The sequence below is a fragment of the Nonomuraea sp. NPDC050783 genome, from assembly GCF_040802095.1.
GTDB lineage: Bacteria > Actinomycetota > Actinomycetes > Streptosporangiales > Streptosporangiaceae > Nonomuraea.
In genome coordinates this window covers 121275-146486 of the sequence record NZ_JBFAHK010000012.1, presented here as the reverse complement: position 1 = coordinate 146486, position 25212 = coordinate 121275, and the positions used below count along the sequence as shown (strand labels likewise).

Here is a 25212-nt window from a genome sequence, read left to right as displayed (position 1 = left end):
CACTGGACCCGGGGCCGCCCGCGCACCCGGCTCATCCGTCGGCCGGCGGCTCCGCCCGCGACTCGTCGTCACCACTGCTCAGCCACCGGCGCCGCAGCTCCACCGCCTGCTCGGCGAGGTACTGGGCCCGGTGCCGCGCCGCCACGGCGCTCTGGCGGGCCAGCTCGCCCTGCCGGGTGGCCTCCGCGATCCGCTCCCGGAGATCGCGCGCACTCGCGGACACCCACCCGGTCGCCAGGTCGTCCACGCGAGCGGCGGGTGGCTGGTCCCGCTCCACCACGACCTCGCCCGCCACGATCCCGCCCGCCGCGATCCCGCCCGCCGCGACCTCCTCCATCGCGATCCCGCCCGCCGCGGCCTCCTCCATCGCGATCCCGCCCGCCGCGGCCTCCTCCATCGCGCTCTTGGCCGCCGCGACCTCCTCCGCCACGCTCGCCTGCTCGCGCTCGATGGCGTCCTGCTCGCGGTCGGCCCGCGTCGCCTGCCGGTCGGCGTGTGCGGCGGCACGATCTCGCGCGCCCGCTTCACGGTCACGCCGCGCCTGCAACCGGTCCTGCCCGGCGCCGGTCGCGTCGGCTCGGGCCGCGTGACGCTCCTTGTCCATCAACGCCCACGCGTCACGCAGCCGGATGCGATCCTGCTCGTTGCGTTCCCGGTCGGCGTCCCGCATCCGCCACTCCCCGGCCGCCTGCGTCCCCGCCGGGCCCTCGCCGTCCGACCGCCCGCCGTCCGGCCGCCCGCCGTCCACCTGCCCGCCGTCCACCTGCCCGCCGTCCACCTGCCCGCCGTCCGGCCCCGCGATCGTGCCGTCACCCGAACCGGCAGCCCGATCGCGCAGCTCGGCTGCCTTCAGCAGCTCGTACACGGCCTGGTCGCTGGCCTCCATCGCGGCCCGGGACCCCCGGCCCTCCCGGCGGCGCGCGACGGCGTCGGCATCACGCTGAGCCGCCGCCTCGTCCCGCAGCCGGGCGATGGAATCCCGCTGCTCCGCTGCCTCCTCCCTGTCCTCGGCCAGGCTCGCGCGCAGCTCGGCGGGCGAGGGAGGCGGCCTCACCACGCCGCCGCGCGCCTCGTCGAGCCGGCCGCGCAACACCGTGGCCAGCCGCTGGGCCTCGGCGCCGAGCGGAAACCCCCTGGCCTGGACGCTCACCTGCTCCAGCACCGCCAGGACCGCCAGGAGCTCCTGCTCGTTCACCATCTCTGGACCTCCCAGCGGGGGAGAAGCGCCGCCACTGACCTCGCCACTGGCACTGCCACTGACACTACGCTCGGCTCCGGCCCGGCGCATCCGCGGTCCGGGGCGCGGGCATCCGGTCGACGCGCGCCCGCCCGCCCGCCCGGCCGGATGGCAGTCATGTTCGCTATATTTAGTAAATGGTGAATTTGACGTCGACGCTGGCGTTGCACGGTTGTGCTCTCCACTACGCCGACAGTGGCGGGGACGGCGTCCCCGTGGTGTTCTCGCACGGCGCCGGGGCCGACCACGTGATGTTCGAGGCCCAGTTCGAGTACGTACGGGCCCAGGGCCATCGGGTCGTGATGTGGGACCTGCGCGGCCACGGCGCGTCCCGCCCGGCCGGGGCCGGCTTCACCGCCGAGCGGGCGATCGCGGACCTGCGCGCGCTGATCGAGCACCTCGCGCTCGACCGGCCGGTGCTCGTGGGGCAGTCGCTCGGCGGCAACCTCGGCCAGGCGTTCGTACGGCGCCATCCGGACCTGGCCCGGGCGCTGGTCGTCATCGGCGCGACCTGGAACACCGCACCACTGTCGTGGAAGGAGCGTCTGCTGGTGAAGACGGCCGCGCCGAGCCTGGCGATGATCCCGGCCAGGCACCTCCCCCGCCTGATGGCCGAAGCGTCCGCGGTCACCCAGGCCGCGCGGGCCGATGCGAGACGGGCCTTCTCGCAACTGCCGAAGAAGGAGTTCCTCCAGGTGTGGCGGGCAACTGTCGGCTTCCTCGCCTCCGACCCCGGCTACCGCACGCCGGTTCCGCTGTGCCTGATCCGGGGCGGGCACGACCGGACCGGCAACATCGCCACGGCGATGCCCGCGTGGGCGCGGGCCGAAGGCGTCGAGGAGGTCGTCATTCCCGGCGCGGGCCACATCGCCAACCAGGACGACCCCGGGGCGGTCAACGAGGTGATCGGGACGTTCCTGCGTACGCTCCCCGGGCCGAGGCGGGCGTCGTGACGAGCGCGACCAGGCGGCGCGCGTTCGTCACGTCGGTGGGCGACCTGCTGGCCTCGTGGAACCTGCCGCACGTGACCGGCCGTGTCTACGGGCTGCTCCTGGTCACCGAGGAGCCTGCCTCTCTCGACGCGATCGCCGCCGAGCTGGAGCTGAGCAAGGGGGCGGTGAGCACCGCGGTACGGCAGCTCAACGCGTGGGGACTCGCCAGGGTGATGCCGCAGCCGGGCAGCCGCAGGCTCCTCATCGAGGCCACGGCGGGGATCGAGGCGCTGCTGGAGGCCAGCCACGCGCGGGCCAGATCCCTGATCGCCGCCCTGCGCGACGGCGAGGGTCTGGTCGGCCCCGGCCCTGCCCAGGACCGGCTCCACGACGTGATCACCCTGTTCACCAGTTACGTCGGCGTCGGGGACCAGATGCTCGGCATGAGCCGTCGGCAACCCCCTGGACCTGGTGCGGGGTCTCGGTGAACGCCGATCGCGCGCGGCCGGGACGTCCTTCCGCTCAGCGCAGTACGGCCGTCAGCAGGTCGGTGCCCAGCGCCGTCAGGCCCGGGAGGTTGAGGGCATGGCGGACGTAACGACCGTGGCGCTGGGCCGTGAGCAGGCCCGCGCGGCGCAGGACGGCGAGGTGGCGGGAGACCTCCGGGGCCGAGAGCTCCCAGGCGTGGGCCAGCTCGCCGGTGGTGTGCGGGCCGCGGGCGAGGGTGCGCAGCAGCCGCAGCCGTACCGGATGCGCGAGTGCCTCCAGCCGTAGCGTGACCGTTTCCAGCGACACCGGCTCCGACGGCCCCGTCTCGGCCACGGGGTACTGCACCACCGGCTGCCAGCCGGGCGCGTGGACCACCACCAGGTGCGGGCGGCCGAAGACGCTGGGGAGGAAGGTGACCCCCGCCCCGTGGGCGGTGGTGGTGTTGTCCTGCAGCTTGTCCACGACGATGCAGGTGCCGTCCGGCGCCAGGGTGACGGCGCCGGAGACCGACGCGAGTGCCGCCCCGAGGCCCTGGCGCTTCAGCAGGTCGTTCTTCAGGCGCAGGTCGGTGGCGAGCCGCACGGCGATGTCGGTCCAGGCGGCGTCGAAGAAGGCCGCGGCGCACTGTTCGAGGGTGTGACGCACCCGCGCCCGCACGGCGGCCGGGTCCGCGAGCAGCCGCTCCGCGAAGGCCTCCTGGAGCGCGCCGCGGGCCTGGGCCAGGTCCAGGGCCCGCTCGCGCGCCGTGGCGTCGGCGAGCGGCGACGGCGCGGCGAAGTTGACCCGGTTGCTGCCGCAGGTGGTGATGAGCGCGGCGGTCACATAGGTCTCGTCGTCGATCAGGTCGACATCGTCCAGTTCCTCGGCGAGGGTCGGCCGGGGACGGGCCGGGACCAGGAAGTCGGCTCGCGAGGACCGCCAGAGGAACTCCGCCTCCCGCAACCGCTCGGCCAGCTCCGGCCGCAGCCCGGCCCAGACCTCCGCGGCCCAGCCGGCGAGCTGCGGGTGATGCTCGGGCTCGGCCAGCACGTGCAGCATCGCGGTCAGCTCGGCCAGCGGGGAGGCGGCGAACCGCAGCCGCCCGGACGGCAGGCCGCCGATGTCGATCCTCAACGTCATCCCTCCATCATCGCGGTCCGGGCGGCCGGCGGCCGCGACGATTGACGGTGTCCGTCAACCGACGTGGCCGGCCCTGCGGCCGGGCGCATCGTTGGCGCCATGGCAACCACCACCAAGATCCGGCCGCGCGCCCTCGTCCGCGCCTCCGGAGGCCCCCGCTATGCCGTCGCCCTGGCCGTGGACGCGCTCGGCACCGGCCTGCTGCGTCCCTTCCTGCTGCTCTACGGGGTGCTGGTGCTGAGGCTGTCCGCGCCGGTCACCGGCGTCGCCATGACGGCCGGCGTGGTGGTGGGCCTGGTGTGCGTGCCCGCGGTCGGCCGCTGGCTGGACCGGGGCGCGCGCAGCACGGTCGTGGCGGCGTCGATGCTGGTACGGGTGCTGGGCGTGGCGCTGCTGCTGGCCGCTCCGGCGGGGCACGTCTGGCTGTTCGCGGCGGCGGCGCTCTTCCTCGGCATCGGCAACCAGTCCTGGCCGGCCGCCCACGCGGCCCTCGTGGCCACGGTCGCCCACGGCCGCGAGCGGGACGCCGCTCTCGCGGCGGGCCGCGCCCTGCGCAACGCCGGCCTGGGCGCGGGTGCCCTCATCGCCACCGCGTGCCTGGCGGGCGGCACCACCGCGTTGCGGGTGCTGGCGGTCGTCACCGGGCTGGCCTATCTGGCCGCGGCGGCCCTGACCTGGTCGGTCCACCTGCGTACGCACCCGGCCGCCGCTCCGGCCGAGGGCGTGGCCGGCGGGCCCGCCCCCCGGATGCGCGCGCTGCCGGCCGCCAACGTGGTCTACGTCTTCTGCCTCAACGTCCCGGAGATCGCGCTGCCCCTGGTCCTGGTGACGCAGTTGCACGCGTCCCCGGTGTGGTCGGCGGCGATCTTCGTGGCGAACACCGTGCTGGTGGTCACCCTGCAGGTCCCGGTCACCGTCCTGATGTCCCGCTTCCCCCGGCGGGCCGTGCTGGCTCTGGCCGGCGTGGTGCTCGCCGCGTCCTATCTCGGCTTTCTCGCGGCCACCGGGCTGGGACCCGGCTGGGGCGCCCCGGCGGTCGCCGCGGTGTCCGTGGTCTGCACCATCGGCGAGATCATCTATGCGGGCAGCGCGACCGCGCTCGTCACCGCCCTCGCCCCGGCCCACCTCCTGGGACGCGCACTCGCCCGCTTCCAGCTCTCCACGGGCTTCGGCCTCGCCGTCTCGCCGGCGGTCATCACCGCTCTGGCCTCCCACGGCCCGGCCGCCCTCTGGGGCGGCCTCGCCGGCGCGACGCTCCTGTCCGCCTCCGCCGTCGCCGCCGAGAAGGACCGGGGAACGCGGCTCGGCGGCCTCCGCCGCCGGGCGCGAGCAGGCGGGTGAGCCCGCCGTTCCCCGGCACGGACGGTCACGGGGCGGTGCCCGCGCCGGGCCGCGGGCGGAGCGCGTCGGTGAGGAGGTCGAGCAGGCGGTCGGTCTGCTCCTGGGGAGCGCCGGCGGTGATGGCGAGGAACACGCCGGTGAGCAGGGTGGTGACGTCCTCGGGATCGACGTCGGAGCGGAGGGTGCCCTGCGCGGCGCCCTGGCGGAGGATCGTGGCGACCGTGGTGGTGACGCGCTCGCGGGAGGGGGGCGCGATGCGCCCGGAGGCGTATCCGGCGCGCAGCGTGTCCATCATCCCGCGTTTGGTGGTGACGAAGGCGGCGTAGCGGCCGAGCCAGGCCCGCAGTGCCTGGTCGGCGGGGTGCCGGCCGAGGAGAGTGGACACGCTGGCGGTGACGGCGTCGAGCTCGGCGGCGTAGACGGCGTCCACGAGGTCTTCGCGGGTGGGGAAGTGGCGGTAGAGGGTGCCGATGCCGACCCCGGCCTGGCGGGCGATGGCCTCCAGCGCGACGGGGCCGTCGGCCGCGGCGAAGGCGGCCTGGGCGGTGGCGATGAGCTTGTCGCGATTGCGCCGCGCGTCACGGCGTCCCGGCCGCTGAGCGGCGTCGGGCGGATCCGGTGGGGTCCCGGGCGACGGGGTCTCGGGCCGGCTCAAAGCGGAGGCACCTCCGGTAGTGCTACAGTGGAAGTAACGGAGGTACCTCCGTTTCGTCCATTCTCTCATGAGGGCAGGTCACCCATGACGTCCCCATCCACTCCCGCCGCTCCCGCGCCGCGCCCCGGAGGCGCCGGCGAGCTGGCCGGCCGTACGGTCTCGCGCGTGGGCTACGGCGCGATGCAGCTCGATCGCCTGCGCGGCGACCGCCGGGCCGCCGTCGCCCTGCTGCGCCACGCCATCGACCTCGGCGTCGACCACGTCGACACCGCCCAGTTCTACGGCGACGGCTTCGCCAACGAGATCATCCGCGAGGCGCTCCGGCCTGGGGACGACGTGCTGGTCGTCAGCAAGGTCGGCGCCGTCTCCGACCCCGGCGGCCCGACCCCGCTGCGGCTGGCGCAGCGGCCCAAGGAGCTGCGCACGAGCGTCGAGGACAACCTCGCCACGCTCGGGACGGAGCAGATCCCGGTGGTCAACCTGCGCCGCGTGGACTCCGGCATCACGATCCCCGTCCCCGACGACCAGGTCGTCGGCCTCGACGACCAGCTCGCGGAGATGATCGCGCTGCGCGACGAAGGCAAGATCGGCGCGATCGGGCTGAGCAGCGTGACCGCGGACGTCCTGCGCCGCGCGCTGCCGGCGGGCATCGTGTGCGTGCAGAACGCCTACAGCCTCGTGTCCCGCGACGACGAGGACGCGCTCCGGCTGTGCGAGGCCGAGCGGATCGCCTGGGTTCCCTACTTCCCGCTGGGCGGCGCGCTGCCGGGGCTGGCGAAGGTGGCCGACGAGCCGGCCGTGCTCGCCGCCGCCGAGCGCCTGGGCCACACCCCGGCACAGGTCGCCCTGGCCTGGCTGCTGCACCGCTCGCCCCGCACGCTGCTCATCCCGGGCACCGCCGACACCGGCCACCTGGAGGCGAACCTGGCCGCGGGCGCGATCACCCTCGACGAGCAGACCCTCGCCGCCCTCGACGCCGTGCCCACCCGCCCGTTCACCGCTCCCGGCGCGCCGTCGTCATGACCGGCGGCGTCTCGGGCGGAGTCAGCCGGCGGGCTCGCCGAACCAGCGGGAGAGGTGGCCGTCCAGGTCCTGCTGGTCGTCGCCGATCCAGGCGACGTGGCCGTCGGGACGCAGCAGGACGCACGGGACGTCCAGGCCCGCCGTGGGGTCCGCGAGGTGATCGACCCGGTCCGACCAGCCGGTGACGGACAGGCGGCCGGTGCGGTCGAGCAGCAGGCCGCGGCCGCGGCCCAGCAGGCCGTAGAGGCGGCCCTGTTCCACGTCGATGTCGGGCATGCGGCGGCCGAGCAGGTCGGGGCCCTCGCCGAAGTCGTAGCGGACGCCGATCGCGGTGATCTTCTCGATCAGGTGGCGGTTCACCGCGTCGAAGTCCATCAGCTCGGTGAGCAGCCTGCGCACGGCCCGCGGCCCCGGTTCGGCGGACAGCAGCTCCGTCTGGGCGCGGGTGTTGTCCAGCACGTCCTCGGCGACCGGGCGACGCTCGGCCTGGTAGGTGTCCAGCAGCGTTTCCGGGGCCCAGCCGCGGATCTGCGCGGCCAGCTTCCAGCCGAGGTTGAAGGCGTCCTGGACGCCCAGGTTGAGGCCCTGGCCGCCGATGGGCGGATGGACGTGCGCCGCGTCACCGGCCAGCAGCACCCGCCCGACCCGGTAGCGGTCGGCCAGCCGGGTGGCGTCCCCGAAGCGGGACAACCAGCGCGGGGAGTGCACGCCGAAGTCGGTTCCGGCGACGGCCCGCAACTGCCGCCGGAAATCGTCGAGGGTGGGCGGTTCCGCGCGGTCGCTGACTCCCGCGGCGGGGACCAGGACGCTGTAGACCCCCTCGCCGAAGGGCCGCAGCCAGAATCGCTGATGGGACCCGCGGATCTCGGCCACCCTGGCGGCGACCTCCTCCTGCGGCACGCCCACGCGCATCTCGCCCATCAGCGTCTCGTTCCGCGAGGGCTCGCCGGGGAAGCCGACACCGAGCAGCTTGCGCACCGTACTGTGCGCGCCGTCGCAGCCGACGAGATAGCGCGAGCGCAGCCGTTCCCCGCCGGCCAGCTCGACGGTCACGCCCTCGCCGTCCTGCTCGAAACCGGTCACCGCGCGACCGCGCCGGACCCGCGCGCCCAGCTCGGTCGCGTGCTCTTCGAGCAGCCGCTCGATGACCGGCTGGGGGACGCCCAGCATGTAGGCGTACGCGGGATCCAGGCCCTCGGGCGCGGGTTGGGGAATGGCGGCGAAGACGCCGCCGATCGGACGTCGCCTTCCGTGCGGGAGAACGCGGTCCAGCAGCCCGCGCATCGCCATGAGTTCGAGGCTGCGCATGTGCAGGCTGACGATGCGCACGAACGACGCGGGCTCGGTCTCCTTCTCCAGAACGAGCACTCGCACGCCGTGCAGCCGCAGTTCGGCGGCGAGCACGGCACCGGTCGGCCCGCAGCCGGCGATGATCACGTCGAGGACGCCGGGCGCATGGCCGGCGGTGGTCCGATGCTGATGAGGCATAGGTGTTGTCGCCTTTCGGGAGTGCCTTGTCGGCGGCGCTCCCGGCGACACCTACCTCGGTCGCCCGGCCGTGACGGGAAGGGGGAGCACCCACGTCGATACAGCGTTCATGGGTCTCACCTCCTCGGGCGGTGTCACGGCCGCCTGCAAGCTACAAGCCGGAGCGTCAGCCCGTCCACCTCTTTTCCGGCCCGCATGATCACGGCCGGTTCCGCTCGGGCGCGTTTCTTGGATCTTGATCGACATGACCTTTCCGATGAGGAACGGGGGCGGCTGGAGCCGCTGCCGCCGCGCAACCCGGGCCGTGGCGGCCGGTGAGCCGAGCACCGCGCCGTGGCCACGCGCTTCGACATGCGCGAGGTCGTCTACCAGGGCACCCATCGACGTCGCGTCCATCAAGACATGGCTCCGCGACCCGGTGTGATCCCTGCGGCCGTGCCTAAGGTTCGACGCCGAAGGCGGACAGCAAAGCAGCGATGAACTCCTCACTGTCGCCGGGGGCGGCATCGACCCGGCGCAGCGCTGCCGTGCCCAGGTAGGCCGCATACGTCACACTCGCGTCGTACCGGGCCCGGTCGGCGGAACGACCCAGTTCGACGAAGGCCGCCTCGATGACCGCCAGCCGCCGCCGGGTGACTCGCTCCACCACCGGCCGGACGATCGGGTCGCCCGACTCGGTCAACAGCCGCAGCGTCAGGTCCGCGCCCTCGGTTGCCGCGTGCGCATGCCGGACCAGCACCCGCAGCCGTTCGGCCGGGTCGGCGATCGCCGCCAACGCTGGAAGTATCGCGTCGGTCTGACGCTGCTCCCACCGCTGCAGCGCCGCCTCCAGCAAAGCCTGCCTGCTGGCGAACAGCCAGTAGAAGCTGGATTTGGAGGCGCCCAGCCGGGCCGCGACCGGCTCGACCGCCACCGCCGCCGGGCCACTTTCGGCGAGCACCGCCAAGGCGGCCTCAGCCCAATCCTCACGAGTGAGACGAGCGGTCCGTGGCATCGATCACCTTCACTGGACAGCGTTCTGGACGGTTCCGTACATTACCATTCTGTACGGCACCGTCCAGAAGGGAGATCGCCATGGAGCGACTCATCGACCAGCTGCTATCCGCCGATGACTTCCGCACCCGCTACACCCGGCGGATCGCCGCCGAACCCGCGCAAGTCTGGGCGGCCCTGCACGCGGTCACCCACGACGAACTCCCGGTCACCCGGCTGCTCATGGCCGCCCGCAGCGCCGGCCGGACCCATCTCAGTGGCCCGATCCTGCAGACCGGCCCGATCCCCCTACTGGGCCGCCAAGAAGCCCGCGAGGTCACCGCCGGGAAGGTGGCCAAGTTCTGGCGCCTGCGTCCCACGCCAGGCCCGGACTCGACCACGACACCAGAGGGCTTCGCCGCCTTCGCCGAGCCAGGATGGGTCAAGGCGGCGATGAGCTTCCAGCTCTCCCCCCTGCCCGATGGACGCACCCTGCTGGCCGCCGAAACCCGCGTCCACGCCACCGACGCCGCCGCCCGGCGCGCCTTCGCCCCCTACTGGCTGCTCATCCGCACCGGCGGCGCCGGCTTCATCCGCTTCGAAATGCTCCGCGCCATCGCCCACCGCGCCGAACGATCCGAGCAGGACAACTCGTCAGTCCAGCACTCCCAAGATCCAGGCAGCAGACCCTAGGTCTCGGTCGCCGCCGGCGCCGTACGCGGCCGGAGGCCGGCGAGGACGAGCACGGCGCTGACGAGGGTGACGATCACGTTGACGGTCAGCGCCAGATGGATGCCGGTCAGCTCCGGCGTCTGGGACGCGGCGATCGCGCCCAGGATCGGGATGCCGATCGTGATGGCGACGTTCTGGGTCATCGTGGTGAGGCCGGTGGCCAGGCCCTGCTCCTCGTTCGGCAGCCCTGAGGTGCCGGTGACCGTGTAGGCCACGATGGCGGTCACGTGCCCGAAGAAGCTGACGAGCAGCGCGGGGATCAGGATGGCCAGCCCGGCGCGGCCGGAGCCGACGAAGATGAGCGGGAGCGTGGAGAGCCCCTGCACGGCCAGGGCCGCGGGCAGCACCCGGCGGTAGCCGTGGCGGCCGATGAGGCGCCCGGCGATCGGGCCCGCGAGCACCGCCGCCAGGCCCGGGCCGCCGAAGACGAGGCCGGTGACGAGCGGGTCGAAGGCGAGGACCTTCTGGAGGTACAACGTCATCATGAAGATCATCCCCGTCTCCATGCTGAACACCACGAGGCCCGCGTAGTTGCCCCACTTGACGGTCGGCCGCCGGAGGATGTGCAGCGGCGCGAGCGGCGCGGCCGCACGCAGCTCGATCGACCAGAACGCGGCCAGCAACACGACGCCGACGGCGGCCGCGGGGACGCTCCGCTCGATGACCGCGTAGACGACGGCCAGCAGGCCGCCGGTCACGGTGACCGCGCCGGGCACGTCCAGTTTGACGCGATCGGGCACCCTGCTCTCGGCGATCAGGAACGGCGTGAGCACGAGGATGGCCACGGCCACGGGCACGTTGATGAAGAACGCCGCCCGCCAGCTCAGCAGGCTGACCAGGGTGCCGCCGACCAGCGCGCCGACGGTGAACCCGCCCGACAGCAGCGCGCCGTTGAGCCCCAGGACCCGGTCGCGAGCCGGGCCCTCCTCGAAGGTGACGGTGAGCAGGGACAGCGAGGCCGGGACGGACAGGGCGGTGGACAGGCCCTGCAACGCGCGGGCGGCCAGCAGCGTCTCGGGCGCGGTGGCGAACCCGCCGAGCAGCGAGGAGGCGGCCAGCACGATCATGCCGGCGAGGAACAGCCGGCGACGCCCGAACAGGTCGGCCAGCCGCCCGGACAGCAGGGTGAAACCCGCCGCGGGCAGCGCGTAGGAGGAGGCGATCCACGGCAGCGCGGCCAGTTCCAGCCCGACTCCCTGGCCCACCTCCGGCAGCGCGACGTTCAGGATGGAGAAATCGACGGACAACATGAATCCGGCGCCGAGCAGGATCAGCAGGATCAACCGCTGCCGGCCGGTGAAGCGTGGTGGTGGTGAGGTGGTGGTGATGGTGGTGGTGTCGGTAGGCACGAGAAGGTTCCCTTTCTCCAGGACACGGCTTCTCCAGGACACGGCTCGATCGGTACGCGGCGGGCCGTGGCGTGGTGTCATGACGCGGGCGGGCGGCTGCGCTCCGGCTGGGTTCGCCCGACTTCAGGGCACGCTCAGCACACCCCGTGGCGCGGGGTGTGCTGAGCCGTTCCGGGGCTGCCCGGGGCCCGCTCCCGGGGTGATCAGCCGGTCCGGCCGGCGCCGATCACTGCGGTGGCTGGTCCTGCTCCCGCTCGGCGGCCTCGGCGGCCTCGGCGGCTTCGGCGGTGCGCTTGATCAGGGCCAGCCGCCGATCCCAGTCGGCCGCGAGCGCGGTCATCCACCGCGCAGCGGCGTCCAGTGCGGCGGGCCGTACCGCGTACCGGACCTCCCGTCCCACCCGGACGCCGGAGACCAGGCCGGCGGTGTCCAGGACGGCCAGGTGTTTGACCACCGCCTGCCGTGAGACGGGCAGTTGCCCGGCGAGCGTCGTCGCGGTGGCCTCGCCCTGTGCGGCGATGAGATCGAGCATGTGACGTCGCGTGGGATCGGCCAGCGCGGCCAGGATGGTGTCGACCGCCTCGGCCGCGTCGCGACGTTCCGGTGTGGTCACCCGGCCTGTTCGGCGCGGGCCTTGGCCGCGTCAAGCTCATGGGCCCAGCCGGTGATGTTGTCGCAGCGCGCCTGCTCGCGCTTCTCGTCGGGCGCCTTCAGCGTCGCGAAACCGCTCTCGACGACGCGCAGGCGCGTCCTGCCGCCTTCCGTGCTCAGCGTGAACTCCACCAGGGTGCTGTTGTCCTCGCTCAGCTCCTCCCCGGGGAACACGCTGTTCCAGCGATAGGCCACGTAAGTGGGCGGCTCGACCTTCTCCACCCGCACCCACACCTCGCCCAGATGGGGATTCTTCGCGGCCAGCAGGGCGCCCTCCGTGGCCACGGTGCCCGCCACGCTCGCCTCCTCGGCCACCCAGAACCCGGGCACGGTCACCAGTGACCACACTCGCTCCAGCGAAGCGTCGATCAGGGTCTCGCGTTCGATCCGGTCCTCGCTCATCAGCTCTCCTGTCGCCGCTTGTCCCGCAACTTCATGGTTGCACATGGCTTCTCCGAAGCGCAACCCTGCGGTTGCGTCTCCTCCGCGGTACGCCCGGCCGGTCCGGGCGGATCCTGCGCCTTCCCGGCCGGGGGTGGGGTGTTCCCTACCAGGAGTGGGAGGTGGGCGGGATGGGGGACGTCGGTCGTGATCCGTAGCGTTTCCGCCATGACACCTCCCACGAGAACGCGGCTGCTCGCGCTGGCCTGCGCCGGATCACTGCTGGCCTGGGCGGTCGTGCCGGCGGCCGCGACAGCCCAGGCCGCGGCCGTGCCGGCCCAGGCCGCGGTCGTGCCGGCCCAGGCCGCGGTCGTGCCGGCCCAGGCCGCGGCCGCGCCGGCCGTCGGGCCGGCCGTCGCGGCGGGCCGGGCCGCTCTCGGGGTGCCCGCGGCGCAGCCGGTGACGATCGACGACAGGGGCTCGATCGTCACCGCCACGCTGCTGGCGCGCCGCTCCTCGAAGCAGGTCGCCCGTTACCTCGCCCGCGCCGGGCTGCCGGTGCCGGCCCGGCCGCAGGGCGCTGACCTGTACGCCGTCGTCCACCGTACCCTCGCCGTGGACGGCACGCCCACCACGGCGAGCGGCGTGGTCGCGCTGCCGCACAGGTCGAGGAAGCACCTGTGGACGGTCACGTACGAGCACGGCACCCTGGCCACCAAGGCCGACGCGCCGTCCATGGACGAGGGGGACGGGCGGGCGGTGCCGCTCATGTTCGCCGCCGCCGGGTTCGCCGGCGTCGCACCCGACTACCTGGGGCTGGGCAAGGGACCCGGGTACCACCCCTACCTGGACGCGGCCACCGAGGCGTCCGCCTCCGCCGACCTGCTGAGGGCCGCCACGGAGCTGGCCGGGCGCCAGGGGCGCGCGCTGAGCGGCGACCTCCTGGTGACCGGGTTCTCGCAGGGCGGGCACGCGGCCATGGCGCTGGCCCGGTCGCTGCGGGACGACGACACGTGGCGGGTGAGGGCGGTCGCGCCCGTCTCGGGGCCGTACCGTTTGCGTACGGCCGAGATGCCCGCCCTGCTCGGCGGCCGGCTCGACCCGTCGATCGCGGCTTTCTACCTGGCGTACTGGACGGTCTCCACCAACCGGCTGCACCGCCTCTACGACTCGCCCGGCGAGGTGTTCCGCCGTCCCGCCGTCGAACGGCTCTTCGACGGGGCGCACAGCTTCCGCCAGATCACCGCCGAGCTGCCCCGCACGCCGCGGGAGCTGGCCACCCCCGCCTACCTGAAGAGGCTCGCCGCGCCGTCCGGGCCCCTGCTGGAGGCACTTGAGGCCAACGACGGCACCTGCGCCGGCTGGCGGCCGGGCGTGCCGGTCCACCTGTACGGCGCGCACGGCGACAAGGAGGTGGCCTTCGCCAACTCCCGGCAGTGCCTGGGACAGCTCCGGGCGGCCGGGGTCAAGGCCACGTTGACCGACGTCGGGGACGTCCCTCACATGGCCACGCCGCACAGGGCGCTGCCCGAGGTGTTCCGCTGGTTCACCCGGATCCGCGGGGCCTGACACCGCCCACTTGACACCGCCCGCCTGACCACCGCCCATCTGACCACCGCCCGCCTGACCACCGCCGCACGCCGGTGGGCGAGGGTCAGCGGGGGTCGGCGACGCAGAACTCGTTGCCCTCCGGGTCCCGCATGATCGTCCAGGAGTCGAACGTGCGCGCCACCGACGCGCCCAGCGCCACCAGCCGTTCGACCTCGGCCGGCCGGTCGGCGGCGACGAGGTCGAGATGCAGGCGGTTGCCGGGGCCGTCGAGCTCGGCGGCCTCGCTGAAGAACAGGATCGGCCCGGGACCGTCCACGGCCACGCTGGGGTCGGTCTCGGGCGTCCGGCCCAGGCCGGCGAGCCGTTCGATCTCGGCGTCGTCGTACGGCCGGATCGCGTACCCGTCCAGTGCCTGCGCCCAGAACCGGGCCAGCGCGGCGGGCCGCGCACAGTGGAAGACGATTTCCCGTAATGCCGCCATTTATCTCCTCATAGCCGTTCGAGCAGCCCTTGCTCGGCTCGATGCGTGCCCCGGTCAGTCCTGCATGGCCTCGGTGAAGAACTCCGGTGGTGCCTGCAGGTCGTGGGCGCGGAACAGCACGGCGTGCTCCACGCCCATCGCCTTGCCGCTCATCGCGGCGAACTTCGGGATGAAGTCCTCGGGGGCGGGGTGGCCGGGAAGTGCGGCCAGGTACGCGGCGTGCGCCTTGAGCGAGGCGATGCCGCGGCGCAGCGGCTCGCCCGTCACCTCGACGCCGTGGGTGGCGGAGCCGGCGAACGCCGGGACGATGAGCCAGCGCACGGAGTGCGGTTCGAGGCCCTCGTCCTCGACCTGCTCGGGGAAGACCCACCGGTTGCCCGCGTCGCGGATCGCGTCGAGCGTCGCGAGCCCGGCCGCCCGGTGGTCGGCCTGGTCGAAGCCGAAGGGCGTCTCGATCTCGTAACCGGCGCCGAGCACGACGTCGGGCCTGAACCGGCGGATCTCCCGGCAGATGTCCCTGCGCAGGTCGAGGCCGTAGACGAGCACGCCGTCCGGGTGTTCGAGAACGGTCAGGCGCTTGACGCCGACGACGTCGCAGGCGGCCCGCTGCTCGGCGACGCGCAGGCGGGCCGTCTCCTCGGGAGGGTTCGGCATGCCGGCCTCGCCACGGGTGAGCAGGAGGTAACCGACCTCGATGCCGCGCGCGGTCCAGCGGGCGACGGCCGCGGACGTGCCGTACTCCATGTCGTCAGGGTGCGCGACGACGCAGAGCACGCGCTGGAAGGATTCCTCGGGGAGAGCAGGCAGTGTCATGTCGGACATCCTGCCGCGATGAGGACACCAGGGCCGGGCGTTTCGGCGAGACCGCGATCAGTCCGGATTTTCTGCGGCGGTTTTCGGTGGCGGTGCCGGACGGCCAGAGCTGCGAGGCGGCGTTCGCGCTGGGGAGAGCGGGTCTCCTCGTGTGAGGAATCCACGGGGAAGGGGTGAGAAACGGCATCTGTACCGAGCGGGTGTCCGCTCCTATCGTCGGGACATGTTGGTCAAACGTCTGTTATGCGTCCTTGCCGCGGCGCTGCTGCCGGTGCCTGTCCTGGCATCGCCTGCCCGGGCGGAGGCCGTCGTGCCGTTCCGGGTCGCCGCGGGCGGCTGCCCGGGCGCGATCACCGAAGGCACGCTGACGTGGGCCGGCGACGAGGTGGTGAAGGTCGAGGGGTACGCGATCGAGCACACCGCGATCCCGTCGTGCACCCCGGAACGGGGATTCCACTCGGTCGCCTTCCGCGCCTACGACGGCGACACGCAGATCGCCCAGCAGTCCTTCTACGTTCCCCCCGACAGGCCCGACCTCTCCCTGGAACTGGCGGCCCCGCAGGGCACCGCCGTCGATCGGGTGACGGTGCAGATCTGCCAGTTCCGGGTCCGGCCGCCCGGGTCGACGCCCTTGCTGGACATCTCGTGTCTGGTGCCCGCGCAGTACCGGCCGCCGGCGTAGGACCCGCCAGCAGGTGAGCACACCTCAGGAACACCCGCGCTCCGATGCCGTGGCAGGCTCGCCGGGCTCCGGGGAGCCGGTGGTCCCGCGGGCGGTTGTCGGTGAGGATGGGGGTGTGTCCGCGCGGTTGGCCTGGCTGGCTTCGGTGCGGCGGTCGCGCAGGGTTCCGGCCGGGGTCGCCACCGTCCTGGTGGTGCTGGGCGTCGTGGCGACCGCCGTCACGCTGGACGCGCCGTCCGACGGCGGCGTGGTGCTGCTGGGCGGGCCGGGGTGGGGTCTCGGCGGCGTCGTGGTGGATGTGCCGGCCGCGTCCCCGGGGCCCGGGCTGCGGACCGGGGACCTGGTGGTCGCCGTCGCGGGCCGGCGCCTGGCCGACGGGCTCGGCACCGTTCCCCGTCCCGGCCTGGGCGCGAGCGTTCCCTATGGCGTGGCCGGCGAGGACGCGCGGGTCGTGGCGGTGCGCGTCGATCGGCCCGATCCCTACCCGCTGCTCGTGCAGGGCTGGGGCGATCTGGTGTTCGTCCTCGCGCTGGCGGGGCTGGCGGCCGCGCTCTACCTGCGGCGGCCGGAGGCGCCCGCGACGGCCCCGCTGCTCGTGCTCGCGGCCGGGCTGCTGGGCAGCACGCTCACCGTTGACGCCGGGCTGCCCGTGCTCGCGCTGGCCACCGGCGGCCCCCAGCTCTGGCTGTTCCACCTCAACACGATCGTGTCGTACTCCATCGGCTGGGGGGCGTTCCTGGCGTTCGTGCTCGCGTTCACGGCCCGCCAGCCCCTGACGCCCCGCGTCCGCAGGACGATCGCCGTCGCGTACGCCGCGCCCCTGGCGGTGATGGCCGCGTGGAGCGGGGTCGCGGCGCTGGTGGCGCCGGACGCGCTGCGGTGGCTCGGCCTGCTGCACAGCGGCCAGACGGCGGTGGTGGCGCTGGCGCTCGTGGCCGGAACGGTCTGGGGCGTGATCGGCTATCGCGGCAACCCGGACCCGCTGATGCGCGGGCGGATGCGCTGGATCCTGGGCGGCGGCGCGGTCGCGGCCGTCCTCGGCCTCGCGGGCTGGCTCCTCCCTGAGCTGATCACCGGGACGCAGCCGCTGCCGTGGGGCGCGCTCGGCCTGTCGGGGCTGCCGTTCGTGGCCGGGATCGGGGTGGCGTTGCGCAGCCACCGCCTGTTCAACGTCGAGCGGCTGGCCAACCGCTCGCTGGTGTACGCCACCGTGGTCGCGATCCTGGTCGCCGGGTACGCGGCCGTGGTCGCGCTCCTGGTCAGCGTGCTGCGGTTGTCGAGCACCGCGGCCGCCGCGCTCGCCGCGACCGGCGCGGCGCTCGCACTGGCGCCGCTGCGCAACGCCGCCCAGAGCACCGTCAACCGGGTGATGTACGGCGACCGTCACGACCCGGAGGGGGCGCTGACCCGCCTCGGCACCCGGCTGCAGGCGGTGCTGCTGCCCGCCGAGGTGCTGCCGGCGATCGTGGAGACCGTGGCCCGGTCGCTCCGGGTGCCGTACGTGGCGATCGACCTGGTGGACGGCGCGGGCGGGCGCCACCCGGCGGCCCGGCACGGCGCCCCGGCGGGCGAGGTGCACACCGAGCCGCTGCGCTACCACGGGACGCTCGTCGGGCTCCTGCTGGTCTCGGCGCGCGGCCCGGACGACCCGCTCGACCCCATCGACCTCGGCCTGATCGCCTCGCTGGCGCAGCAGGTGGGAAGCGCGGTGCAGGCGGTACGGCTGCACGACGACCTGGCCCGCTCCCGCGCCGAGGTGGTGGCCTCGCGCGAGGACGAGCGCCGCCGGCTCCGCCGCGACCTGCACGACGGGCTGGGGCCGGCGCTGGCCGCGATCGGGCTCAAGGCCGCGCTGGCGGCCCGCGCCGTGCCGGGCGACTCGGCGGCGCGTTCCCTGCTCGGCGAGATATCCGCGGAGGCGAGCGCGTCGGTGGCCGACATCAGGCGCCTGGTCGAGGCGCTGCGCCCGCCCGCGCTGGACGAGCTGGGCCTCGTCGGAGCGGTACGCTCCCGGGCGGCGACCCTGGCGGGAGCGATGCCGATCGAGGTCGTCGGCGGGGAGGGCCTGCCGCCGCTGCCCGCCGCGGTCGAGACGGCGGCCTACCGCATCGCCGTCGAGGCGATCACCAACGCGGTCCGGCACAGCGGCGCGACCGGCTGCACCGCCGAGATCGCGCTGGCGGCCGGCGGCGTCGAGGTGACGGTACGCGACGACGGCCGCGGGCTCGACCCGGAGCGGGCGCCCGGGGTGGGGCTGCGTTCCATGTGGGAGCGGGCGGCCGAGGTGGGCGGGGAATGCTCGATATCCTCCCTGCCCGAGGGGGGCACCCGCGTGCGGGCCTTCCTGCCGGCGGATCTGGGCGAGTCTGGGAGGGCACGATGATCCGGCTGATCCTGGCCGACGACCACCCGGTGTTCGCGTCGGGCCTGCGGGCCCTGCTCGACTCCGAGGAGGACATGACGGTGCTCGCGGTCGCGGTGACCGGCGAGGAGGCGCTGCGCTCGGCGGTCGAGCACCGGCCCGACGTCGCGGTGCTCGACGTCAACATGCCCGGCGGCGACGGGCTCACGGTCGCCTCCCGGATGCGGGCCGCCGGCCTGCCCACGCGCGCGCTGATCCTGACGATGTACGACGACGACGAGAACGTCCTGGCCGCCCTGCGGGCCGGCGCCCACGGCTACGCGCTCAAGGGCGCGGGCCCCGAGGAGATCACGGCCACGGTCCGCGCGGTCGCCCGCGGCGAGGCGGTCTTCGGCGCCGGCGTGGCGACGCGGCTGCTCGCGCACTTCTCCAAGGCCGTCGCGGCTTCCCCGTTCCCGCAGCTCACCGAGCGGGAGCACGAGGTGCTCGGGCTGGTCGCGCGGGGCCTGGACAACGCGGCGATCGCGCGGCGGCTCGGCGTGAGCGGCAAGACCGTGCGCAACCACGTCTCGAACGTCCTGACCAAGCTGCAGCTGAGCGACCGGTCCGCGGCGATCGTCCGGGCCCGCGAGGCGGGACTCGGCGGAGCGCCCGAGTCCTCCTGACGCCGCCGCGGCCGGCACCGCGCCCGGGAGGACTTCCCGGACCGGCCGGGACCCGCGACCCATGACGGCGGGACGCGGCGCCGCCCACCCTGAGGGTGACCGACGAGCCACCTTCAGGAAAGGACGATCCGATGCGCGGGACCCGAAGGGCGCTGGGCGCCGTATCCACCACCGCTGCCCTGGTCGCGGGGCTGACCCTCACCACCACCGGAGCCGCCCACGCGCAGGACGGCACCGCCCTGGCCACCAGGACCTTCACGTTCGCGACGATGCGGTCGGGCGACTGCACGATGCTCTCGGGCGCCCGGTGGACCCTGACCTCCGACGGCAGGGCGTTCTTCGACGGCACGGTCACCAGCAGCGACGACGACGACGCCTGGCTGATGTGGGCGAAGATCAAGGACGAGAACGGCGCCGTGCTCGGCTGGCTGCGGCACACCCGCTCCAACCCCACGAACCTGACGAAGTTCGTCAAGAACCTGCCCAGCCACACCGAGCGGTACCGGTGGCAGATCAGGCCCGCCGACGCGGAGTTCGACGCCGGCCTGTTCCCGCTCGTCAAGCACATGTCACTGAGCAACCACTGCTGAGCCCGCACCTCCGGCCCTGACGACGGACATGAGAGCGCGGGTGCTCGGCGGGCTGGGGCTGCTGGCCTCGGCGGTGCTCTGCCTGGCCGGGACCCTGACCGCGTCCGCCGAGGTGTGGCGGGGGGCCGGCGCATGGGCCGGGGCGGCGGCGACCGCGACGGTGTACCGCGACGTCGCACGGCACGCGGGACGGGGGCGGGCCGCCGTCTCCCTGGCCCTGCTCGGGGTGGCCGCCTCGGCCTGGACGGTCGGGGCGACGCTGCGCATCGCCGCCGGGCGGTGCGTCGGGGCGCAGCCCGTCCCGGGGCTCCCCCTGGCCGGCGCCGCCGCCGTCGGCCTCGCGCTGCTGGCGTGCGGCCTCGCCCGCGCCGGGCTGGTCCGGCCGGCGTCCGCAGCGGTCATCGCGTCCGCCGCGCTGCTCGGCCCGCTCACCGGCGACCCGGGAGCCCCCTACCTCCTGGGTGCCGGGCCCCTCGGCGCCGCCCTGCTCGCCGGCGCGATCCGGCTCCGCGGGACGGCCCGGCCGGGGACCCGCCCCGATCGAACGACCTGACCCACCCGACCAGAAAGGAAGGACCGCCATGTCCAACCCGAACTTCTCATCGTGGCAGAACCAGCAGAACGCCTCCCGGGACGCGGCCAGGGCGGCTCAGTGGGCGCGCCAGTCCACCCAGGACTCGGCGCGGCTGGCGCGCCGGTCCGGCGGGTCGGGCTTCGTCGGCAACACGATCGCGCTGCTGATCGTCATCGCCGTGCTCGTCGTCGCCGCGCCGTTCGTGCTGGAGATCATCGCCCACGTCGGCTTCTGACGGGGCCGGCGGGCGCCCCGCTCACCGCGGCCGGCGCGTCCAGGTGGCGGCGGGGCCGTCGCTGTAGGGGTCGCTCGACCAGACGGCCCCGGTGACGGTCTCGCCGGGATCGGCCAGCACGGGGGCGCAGGTGCGGTAGGACTTGCCGGGCGGGAACCTGCGCGTGTCGGGGTAGCTGTCGCACCTGGCGAAACGGCCGATGACCGACAGGCTCCTGGCCTGCTCGCCGCTCGCCAGCACCCCGCGCGGCCCGGGCGGCATCGTCAGCGACAGGTCGGTGGTGCCGGCGTTCCTGATCGTGGCGTGGATGTAGTACGGCACCATCTTCCTGGCCCTGCCGCTCAGGCTCAGGCCGGACAGGTCCGCGGTGCGGCCCTTGACGATGCGGGTGACGGTGACCTGGAGCTTGCCCTTCTTGCCGTTGTACGAGAAGTCCATCACGGCGGGCCGGCCGAAACCCAGCGCCGCGTCCGCCCGCGGCTCCCCGGCCGCCGTGGTGCCTGCCGGGGAGGGCACCGGCGACCCGCTCGCGGACGGCGGCGGGGCCTCCTTGGCCTCGGTGCCGGACGACGGCGCGCACCCGCCCAGGGCCAGGCCCAGCACGGCGACGGCGACGGTGACCTCAAGGGCACGACCTGCGACGACCTTCATTCGGACCATCTTCGGGCATCCGTCCATCGCACCTCAAATCAGCCGGCGGTCGGGCTCGGGCAGCCACTGACGGCCCGGGTCGAAGCGCGGGCGCCGCTCCGCGACGAAGCGGACGAGGGCCGCCAGCACCGGATGGCGGTTGCGCTGGTGGAACAGCAGCGAGGACGGGTAGACGGGCGCCGGGTCCACGAGCGGGATCCGCACGGTGTCCGGATGCCAGGGCAGGCGGATCATCTCCCCGACGAAGCTCACCCCCCGGCCGGCGGCGACGTCCGCCACGAAGTGGTGCCAGCCGAAGTCGGGCCCCGAGGTGTCGATCCCGATGCCGAACGCGGCGCCGAGCAGCGCGTAGAACTCCTCCCACTCGCTGCCGGGCGCGTTGCCCGGCATCCACACCACCGACCCCGACAGCTCCGCCGTCCGCACCGACGCGCGGCCGGCGAGCGGATGGTCACGGCTGACGAGCAGGTGCACCGGCTCCAGGAAGGCGGGCACGCTGCCCAGCTCGTCCAGGGGGCCGGTCGTGCGGCAGAAGGCGGCGTCCACCGATCCGCGTTCGAGCGCGAGGCGGGCGGTGGGCGATCCTCACCGTCGAGGACCACGACGCCGCCGTGGAGTGCCTCATCTTCCCCAGGACGTACGCGTTGTACGGTGAGGAGATCGCGCTGCTCGACCTGGTCCCGTTCCGGGTCACCCCCGGCCCGGCGTTCCACGGCGACATCAAGGCGCTCCTGGGGGCCGCCTCGATCGGCGGCGCCTAGCGTGCGAGCCCGTACGGCTCCAGCGGGCGGGCGCCGAGGACCCATCCGGCGGCGACGCGCGCCAGGCACGCCTGCACCCCGCCGGGCTCCTCCCGGCCGATCGACCAGTCCATCCGCGGCGACCCCTCGCCCATGACGACCGCTTCCATGAAATCGTTCCAGCGCCCGTACGAGCTGAGCAGGACGGCCTCGTCCGGCACGTCCAGGTCGAGCACCACGTAGCGGGCGTACTCCTCGGGGGTCCGCGGGCAGAGGAGCAGGTCCGCCGTCAGCGCCACGGCGTCGTCGCGGGTGTCCGGCCCGGCCCACGCCCACACCGGCGGCCGGCCTCCGGTGTCGAGGCCGCGCCGGGCCATCTCCGCGACGATCTCCTCGTAGCAGGCTCGGTAGTTCCTGACCATGATCCGGTCCCAGCTCCCCACCAGCTCGCCGGTGTCCTCCAGCGACGCGAGAACCGCTCGGTGCTGGACCGTCCACAAACGCATCGGACGATTGTGCCAGTGCGCGGCCGGCGGGATCCAGGCGATCACCCGGCTGCTCCAAGATCACCGGCGGGCGGAGCCGTGGCCAGCGTGGCGAGCTCGGTGCGGTTGGCGACGCCGAGCTTGGCGTAGACGTGGGAGAGGTGGGTCTTGACGGTGCTCCGGCTCATGAAGAGCCGCGCGCCGATCTGCGGGTTGCTGAGGCCCGCGGCGGCCAGCCGCACCACGCTCAGCTCGGTCGGGGTGAGGCTGTCCCAGCCGGCGGCCGGCCGGTCGCGGGCGCCCCGGCTGCGGCGGACGTAGGCGACCGCGTCGTCGAGGGACAGCTCGGCGCCCGCCGCCCACGCCGGCGCGAACTCCGCGCCGAGCGCCTGCCCGAGCCGGGCGACCAGCTCGTCGTGCTCGCGCCGTCCTGCCGCGCGCCGGGGATATCCCATCGCGGCGCGTGCCGCGGTGCTCGCGGCCAGCGTGCGTACCGCGTTCGGCGGGGCCAGGTGCGCGGCGATGGCGTCCAGGCTGTCCACGCAGAACGTGCGCAGCCCGTGGGCGACGCGGATGGCCAGCGCCTCGTGGTGCAGGCCGGGGTCGCCGTCGAGGTGGGCCCGCTGGTGCAGCACGTCCGCGAGGACCCGCGGCATGCCGAGCTTTCCGGCGACGGCCGCCGCCCGCCCCAGCTCGCCGCGGGCGTCGTCGTACCGGCCGGCGAGCCGCAGGGCCTCCGCGTAGCCGGCGTGCGCCTGCGCCGCGAGATAGGTCGGCGCGGCGTGCGCGGCCTGCCGCACGTCGTGCTCGAACCAGCGCAGCGCCTCGTCGAGCTCGCCGCTCGCCATCCGCACGTGGGCCAGCGCGGAGCCCATGCCCGGTACGAAGGCCGCCGCCCCGGCGCTCTCCATGAGCAGCAGCAGCGGCCGCATCGCCTCGGTCGCCGCGGCCACGTCCCCGGACGCCGCGTACGCGGACGCCAGGGCACCGCGTGCCATGCCGACGCGCAGGTAGTCGCCGAGCGGCTCGGCCAGGTCGAGCGACTGCCGGGCCAGGCGGCGGGCCTCGGGCAGCCGGCCGCACGCGAGCGCTCCGCCCGACAGGAACGCCAGCGTGGTGGACGCGATCCCGCGGTGGCGGTGGCGCAGGCCGTCGAGGGCCGACTCCAGCAGCGGGCGGGCCTCGTCGTGCCGGTCCTGGAGCTGCCTGATCATGCCCCGCAGCGCCCGCAGGGCATGCCCGAACAACTCGTCGCCCGCCAGTTCGGCGGAGCGGGTGGCCTCGACGGTGAGGTCCCAGGCGGCGGCGAAGTCGGTGTAGAACCGGCCGACCGCGGCCAGCGAGAGGCACTGGCTGCGCAGGCTCTCGTCACCGTGCGCGGTGGCCAGTTCGAGCGCCTGCCGGGCCACGTCGTACTCCAGGTCGAGCGGGCTCGTGGTGTCGGCGACCAGCGCCAGCCCGCCGAGCAGCCGGGCCTGGAGCGGCGAGCGGTCCGCCGGCGCCCGGTCGATGGCGCGCCGCAGGAAGGCGATGCCCTCGTGCCCGTGCCCGTGCAGGTGCCACAACCACGCCAGCTCGGCGGCCAGGCGGCGCCCCCTGCCGGGGTCGGCGGCGGCCAGCCCCCACTCCAGGGCGGCGCGCAGGTTGTCGTACTCGCCCTCCAGCCGGGCGCGCCAGGCGTCGAGGTCGGCGGTCCGCCCGGGCCCGCCGGCGGCGAAGGCGAGGAAGTGGCCGAGGTGCCGGTCGCGGACGAGGTGGCCCTCCCCGGCCTCCCGCAACCGGTCGGCGGCGTACGCGCGGATGGTCTCCAGCAGCAGGTAGCGGGAGGCGCCGCCGCGGGGCTCCGCGACGACCAGCGACTTGTCCACCAGCCGGCCGATGCTGCCCAGGACGTCGCCGCGGCCGACCGTCCCGCCGGCGCAGACCGCACGCGCGGCGTCCAGCTCGAACCCGGAGGGGAACACCGCCAGGCGGCGGAACACCGCGCGGTCCAGCTCGCCGAGCAGGTCGTGACTCCAGGCGAGGGACGCCGCCAGCGTCTGCTGGCGCGCGGCGACGCCACGCGGGCTGCGGACGAGCAGGCCGAACCGGTCGTCCAGGTGCTGCTCGATCTGCTGCGGGGTGAGCGAGCCCAGCCAGGCGGCCGCGAGCTCGACGGCGAGCGGGACGCCGTCGAGCCGGGAGCACAGCACCCGCGCGGCGGCCTCACCCGCCCGGTCCAGGCCGAAGCGCTGCCGGACCTGGCGGCCCCGCTCGACGAACAGCCGCAACGCCTCGTCCGGGGCCAGCGGCGGCACCCGCCAGACCACCTCGCCCGGCACGGCCAGCGGCTCGCGGCTGGTGACGAGCACCGACACCTCCGGGCACGAGGACAGCAGCGCGCCGGCCAGCTCGGCGGCGCCGTCGATGACGTGCTCGCAGTTGTCCAGGCAGATCAGCGCGCGGCGGCCGCGTAACTGCGCCGTCATGGACGGGATGGGGCCCTGCCCGGGATCGACCAGTACGCCGAGCCGCGCCGCGACCAGGTCGGCGAGCCGCGTCTGGTCGCTGACGGCCGCCAGCTCGGCCCACCGGACACCGTCGGGGCGGCGCGCGGCCTCGGCGGCGGCCAGCCGCGCGGCCAGCCGGGTCTTGCCGACGCCGCCGGGGCCGGTGAGCGTCACCAGCCGCCCGGTGTCCAGCAGGGCACGCACCGCGGCCAGCTCGGACCGCCTGCCCACGAAGCTGGTGAGCTGGACGGGCAGGTCGGGGGGCGCGGCGGAGGTCATGGCACGGCCCAGTCTGCCATCGACGCGCCTGGACCGGCCACCGGAGGGACCGCGGCCTCGGCCACCGGAGGGCCGCGATCTCGGCCACCTGGCCGATGTTCCCCCCGGCCGCCCGAGGCAGTCTTGCCGCGAGCACCCGAACCCGCCAGACCCGAACCCGCCAGACCCGAACCCGCCAGACCCGAACCCGCCAGACCCGAACCCGCCAGACCCGAACCCGCCAGACCCGAACCCGCCAGACCCGAC

Annotated in this window: 26 protein-coding genes and 1 pseudogene; 13 read left to right on the top strand and 14 right to left on the bottom strand. The window is 74.5% G+C overall.

What is annotated here, in order from left to right:
- Positions 1–31 precede the first annotated feature (31 nt).
- Complete coding sequence (locus AB0H75_RS29360) at positions 32–1198, bottom strand: hypothetical protein (RefSeq protein ID WP_367801650.1); 1167 nt, start codon at positions 1196–1198, stop codon at positions 32–34.
- 176 nt (positions 1199–1374) lie between these two features.
- On the opposite strand from AB0H75_RS29360, the gene AB0H75_RS29355 reads away from it, so the two are divergent.
- Together AB0H75_RS29355 and AB0H75_RS29350 are read left to right on the top strand one after the other, a co-directional pair.
- Positions 1375–2190 carry an alpha/beta fold hydrolase gene (locus AB0H75_RS29355; protein WP_367801648.1) on the top strand — a complete coding sequence of 272 codons (816 nt, stop codon included), beginning with the start codon at positions 1375–1377 and terminating at the stop codon, positions 2188–2190.
- Positions 2187–2657: a GbsR/MarR family transcriptional regulator gene (locus AB0H75_RS29350; RefSeq protein ID WP_367801646.1), complete on the top strand. Its 471-nt coding sequence runs from the start codon at positions 2187–2189 to the stop codon at positions 2655–2657. Before AB0H75_RS29355 ends, AB0H75_RS29350 begins: the two co-directional genes overlap by 4 nt.
- Positions 2658–2691: 34 nt before the next feature.
- On the opposite strand, the gene AB0H75_RS29345 is transcribed toward AB0H75_RS29350, so the two are convergent.
- Complete coding sequence (locus tag AB0H75_RS29345) at positions 2692–3777, bottom strand: DUF5937 family protein (RefSeq protein WP_367801644.1); 1086 nt, start codon at positions 3775–3777, stop codon at positions 2692–2694.
- Positions 3778–3876: 99 nt separating this feature from the next.
- On the opposite strand from AB0H75_RS29345, the gene AB0H75_RS29340 reads away from it, so the two are divergent.
- Entirely contained in the window at positions 3877–5118 is a 1242-nt protein-coding gene (locus AB0H75_RS29340) for an MFS transporter (protein ID WP_367801642.1), read from the top strand.
- A gap of 25 nt (positions 5119–5143) precedes the next feature.
- Here AB0H75_RS29340 and AB0H75_RS29335 read toward each other — a convergent pair whose 3' ends face one another.
- Positions 5144–5773: a TetR/AcrR family transcriptional regulator gene (locus tag AB0H75_RS29335; RefSeq protein WP_367801640.1), complete on the bottom strand. Its 630-nt coding sequence runs from the start codon at positions 5771–5773 to the stop codon at positions 5144–5146.
- An 84-nt stretch (positions 5774–5857) separates the two neighbouring features.
- Between AB0H75_RS29335 and AB0H75_RS29330 the strand changes: the two genes are divergently transcribed.
- Complete coding sequence (locus AB0H75_RS29330) at positions 5858–6796, top strand: aldo/keto reductase (protein ID WP_367801638.1); 939 nt, start codon at positions 5858–5860, stop codon at positions 6794–6796.
- 21 nt (positions 6797–6817) lie between these two features.
- Here the strand turns inward: AB0H75_RS29330 and rox are convergent, their stop codons facing one another.
- Both rox and AB0H75_RS29320 read right to left on the bottom strand, forming a co-directional pair.
- The gene (gene rox, locus AB0H75_RS29325) at positions 6818–8284 is read right to left on the bottom strand and encodes a rifampin monooxygenase (RefSeq protein WP_367801636.1); all 1467 of its coding nucleotides are present in this window, start codon (positions 8282–8284) and stop codon (positions 6818–6820) included.
- A 439-nt stretch (positions 8285–8723) separates the two neighbouring features.
- On the bottom strand, positions 8724–9230 hold the full coding sequence (locus tag AB0H75_RS29320; RefSeq protein ID WP_367801634.1) for a TetR family transcriptional regulator: 507 nt from the start codon (positions 9228–9230) through the stop codon (positions 8724–8726).
- Between the two features lie 128 nt (positions 9231–9358).
- Here AB0H75_RS29320 and AB0H75_RS29315 point away from each other — a divergent pair, with 128 nt between their 5' ends.
- Positions 9359–9949, top strand: coding sequence for a hypothetical protein (locus AB0H75_RS29315; protein ID WP_367801632.1), 591 nt, complete (start codon positions 9359–9361; stop codon positions 9947–9949).
- Here the strand turns inward: AB0H75_RS29315 and AB0H75_RS29310 are convergent.
- The 3 genes from AB0H75_RS29310 to AB0H75_RS29300 all read right to left on the bottom strand — a co-directional run bounded on the left by AB0H75_RS29310 (position 9946) and on the right by AB0H75_RS29300 (position 12390).
- Complete coding sequence (locus tag AB0H75_RS29310) at positions 9946–11337, bottom strand: MFS transporter (RefSeq protein ID WP_367801630.1); 1392 nt, start codon at positions 11335–11337, stop codon at positions 9946–9948. The genes AB0H75_RS29315 and AB0H75_RS29310 overlap by 4 nt on opposite strands.
- 226 nt (positions 11338–11563) lie before the next feature.
- Positions 11564–11950 carry an ArsR/SmtB family transcription factor gene (locus AB0H75_RS29305; protein ID WP_367801628.1) on the bottom strand — a complete coding sequence of 129 codons (387 nt, stop codon included), beginning with the start codon at positions 11948–11950 and terminating at the stop codon, positions 11564–11566.
- Positions 11947–12390 (bottom strand): SRPBCC domain-containing protein, encoded by a 444-nt coding sequence (locus AB0H75_RS29300; protein ID WP_367801626.1) that lies wholly within the window; start codon positions 12388–12390, stop codon positions 11947–11949. The genes AB0H75_RS29305 and AB0H75_RS29300 overlap by 4 nt, the downstream gene beginning before the upstream one ends.
- Before the next feature lie 207 nt (positions 12391–12597).
- On the opposite strand from AB0H75_RS29300, the gene AB0H75_RS29295 reads away from it, so the two are divergent.
- A complete protein-coding gene (locus AB0H75_RS29295; RefSeq protein WP_367801624.1) occupies positions 12598–13938 on the top strand; it encodes a hypothetical protein in 1341 nt (446 codons plus the stop codon).
- Between the two features lie 85 nt (positions 13939–14023).
- Here AB0H75_RS29295 and AB0H75_RS29290 read toward each other — a convergent pair whose 3' ends face one another.
- Entirely contained in the window at positions 14024–14401 is a 378-nt protein-coding gene (locus tag AB0H75_RS29290) for a VOC family protein (protein WP_367801622.1), read from the bottom strand.
- A 54-nt stretch (positions 14402–14455) separates the two neighbouring features.
- Positions 14456–15214, bottom strand: coding sequence for a PIG-L deacetylase family protein (locus tag AB0H75_RS29285; RefSeq protein ID WP_367801620.1), 759 nt, complete (start codon positions 15212–15214; stop codon positions 14456–14458).
- A 223-nt stretch (positions 15215–15437) separates the two neighbouring features.
- Between AB0H75_RS29285 and AB0H75_RS29280 the strand changes: the two genes are divergently transcribed.
- From AB0H75_RS29280 to AB0H75_RS29255, 6 genes are all read left to right on the top strand, one after another.
- Positions 15438–15896: a hypothetical protein gene (locus tag AB0H75_RS29280; protein ID WP_367801618.1), complete on the top strand. Its 459-nt coding sequence runs from the start codon at positions 15438–15440 to the stop codon at positions 15894–15896.
- A gap of 115 nt (positions 15897–16011) precedes the next feature.
- Positions 16012–18279, top strand: a complete 2268-nt coding sequence (locus tag AB0H75_RS29275; protein ID WP_367801616.1) for a sensor histidine kinase — start codon at positions 16012–16014, stop codon at positions 18277–18279.
- Positions 18276–18923 carry a response regulator gene (locus AB0H75_RS29270; RefSeq protein ID WP_367801614.1) on the top strand — a complete coding sequence of 216 codons (648 nt, stop codon included), beginning with the start codon at positions 18276–18278 and terminating at the stop codon, positions 18921–18923. The genes AB0H75_RS29275 and AB0H75_RS29270 overlap by 4 nt, the downstream gene beginning before the upstream one ends.
- A 131-nt stretch (positions 18924–19054) precedes the next feature.
- Positions 19055–19513, top strand: coding sequence for a DUF6294 family protein (locus AB0H75_RS29265; RefSeq protein WP_367801612.1), 459 nt, complete (start codon positions 19055–19057; stop codon positions 19511–19513).
- Positions 19514–19541: 28 nt separating this feature from the next.
- Entirely contained in the window at positions 19542–20066 is a 525-nt protein-coding gene (locus AB0H75_RS29260) for a hypothetical protein (RefSeq protein WP_367801610.1), read from the top strand.
- Between the two features lie 28 nt (positions 20067–20094).
- Positions 20095–20322, top strand: coding sequence for a hypothetical protein (locus AB0H75_RS29255; protein WP_367801608.1), 228 nt, complete (start codon positions 20095–20097; stop codon positions 20320–20322).
- Between the two features lie 21 nt (positions 20323–20343).
- On the opposite strand, the gene AB0H75_RS29250 is transcribed toward AB0H75_RS29255, so the two are convergent.
- Positions 20344–20973, bottom strand: a complete 630-nt coding sequence (locus AB0H75_RS29250) for a hypothetical protein (protein ID WP_367801606.1) — start codon at positions 20971–20973, stop codon at positions 20344–20346.
- 33 nt (positions 20974–21006) lie between these two features.
- Positions 21007–21525: pseudogene (locus AB0H75_RS29245) on the bottom strand (LysR substrate-binding domain-containing protein); the annotation flags it as partial.
- Between the two features lie 59 nt (positions 21526–21584).
- Here AB0H75_RS29245 and AB0H75_RS29240 point away from each other — a divergent pair.
- Positions 21585–21734, top strand: a complete 150-nt coding sequence (locus tag AB0H75_RS29240; protein ID WP_367801604.1) for a hypothetical protein — start codon at positions 21585–21587, stop codon at positions 21732–21734.
- Here the strand turns inward: AB0H75_RS29240 and AB0H75_RS29235 are convergent.
- Both AB0H75_RS29235 and AB0H75_RS29230 read right to left on the bottom strand, forming a co-directional pair.
- Positions 21731–22219: a DUF3841 domain-containing protein gene (locus AB0H75_RS29235; RefSeq protein ID WP_367801602.1), complete on the bottom strand. Its 489-nt coding sequence runs from the start codon at positions 22217–22219 to the stop codon at positions 21731–21733. The two genes, AB0H75_RS29240 and AB0H75_RS29235, sit on opposite strands and share 4 nt — an antisense overlap.
- A gap of 41 nt (positions 22220–22260) precedes the next feature.
- Positions 22261–24966, bottom strand: coding sequence for a LuxR C-terminal-related transcriptional regulator (locus AB0H75_RS29230; RefSeq protein WP_367801600.1), 2706 nt, complete (start codon positions 24964–24966; stop codon positions 22261–22263).
- Between the last annotated feature and the right edge of the window lie 246 nt (positions 24967–25212).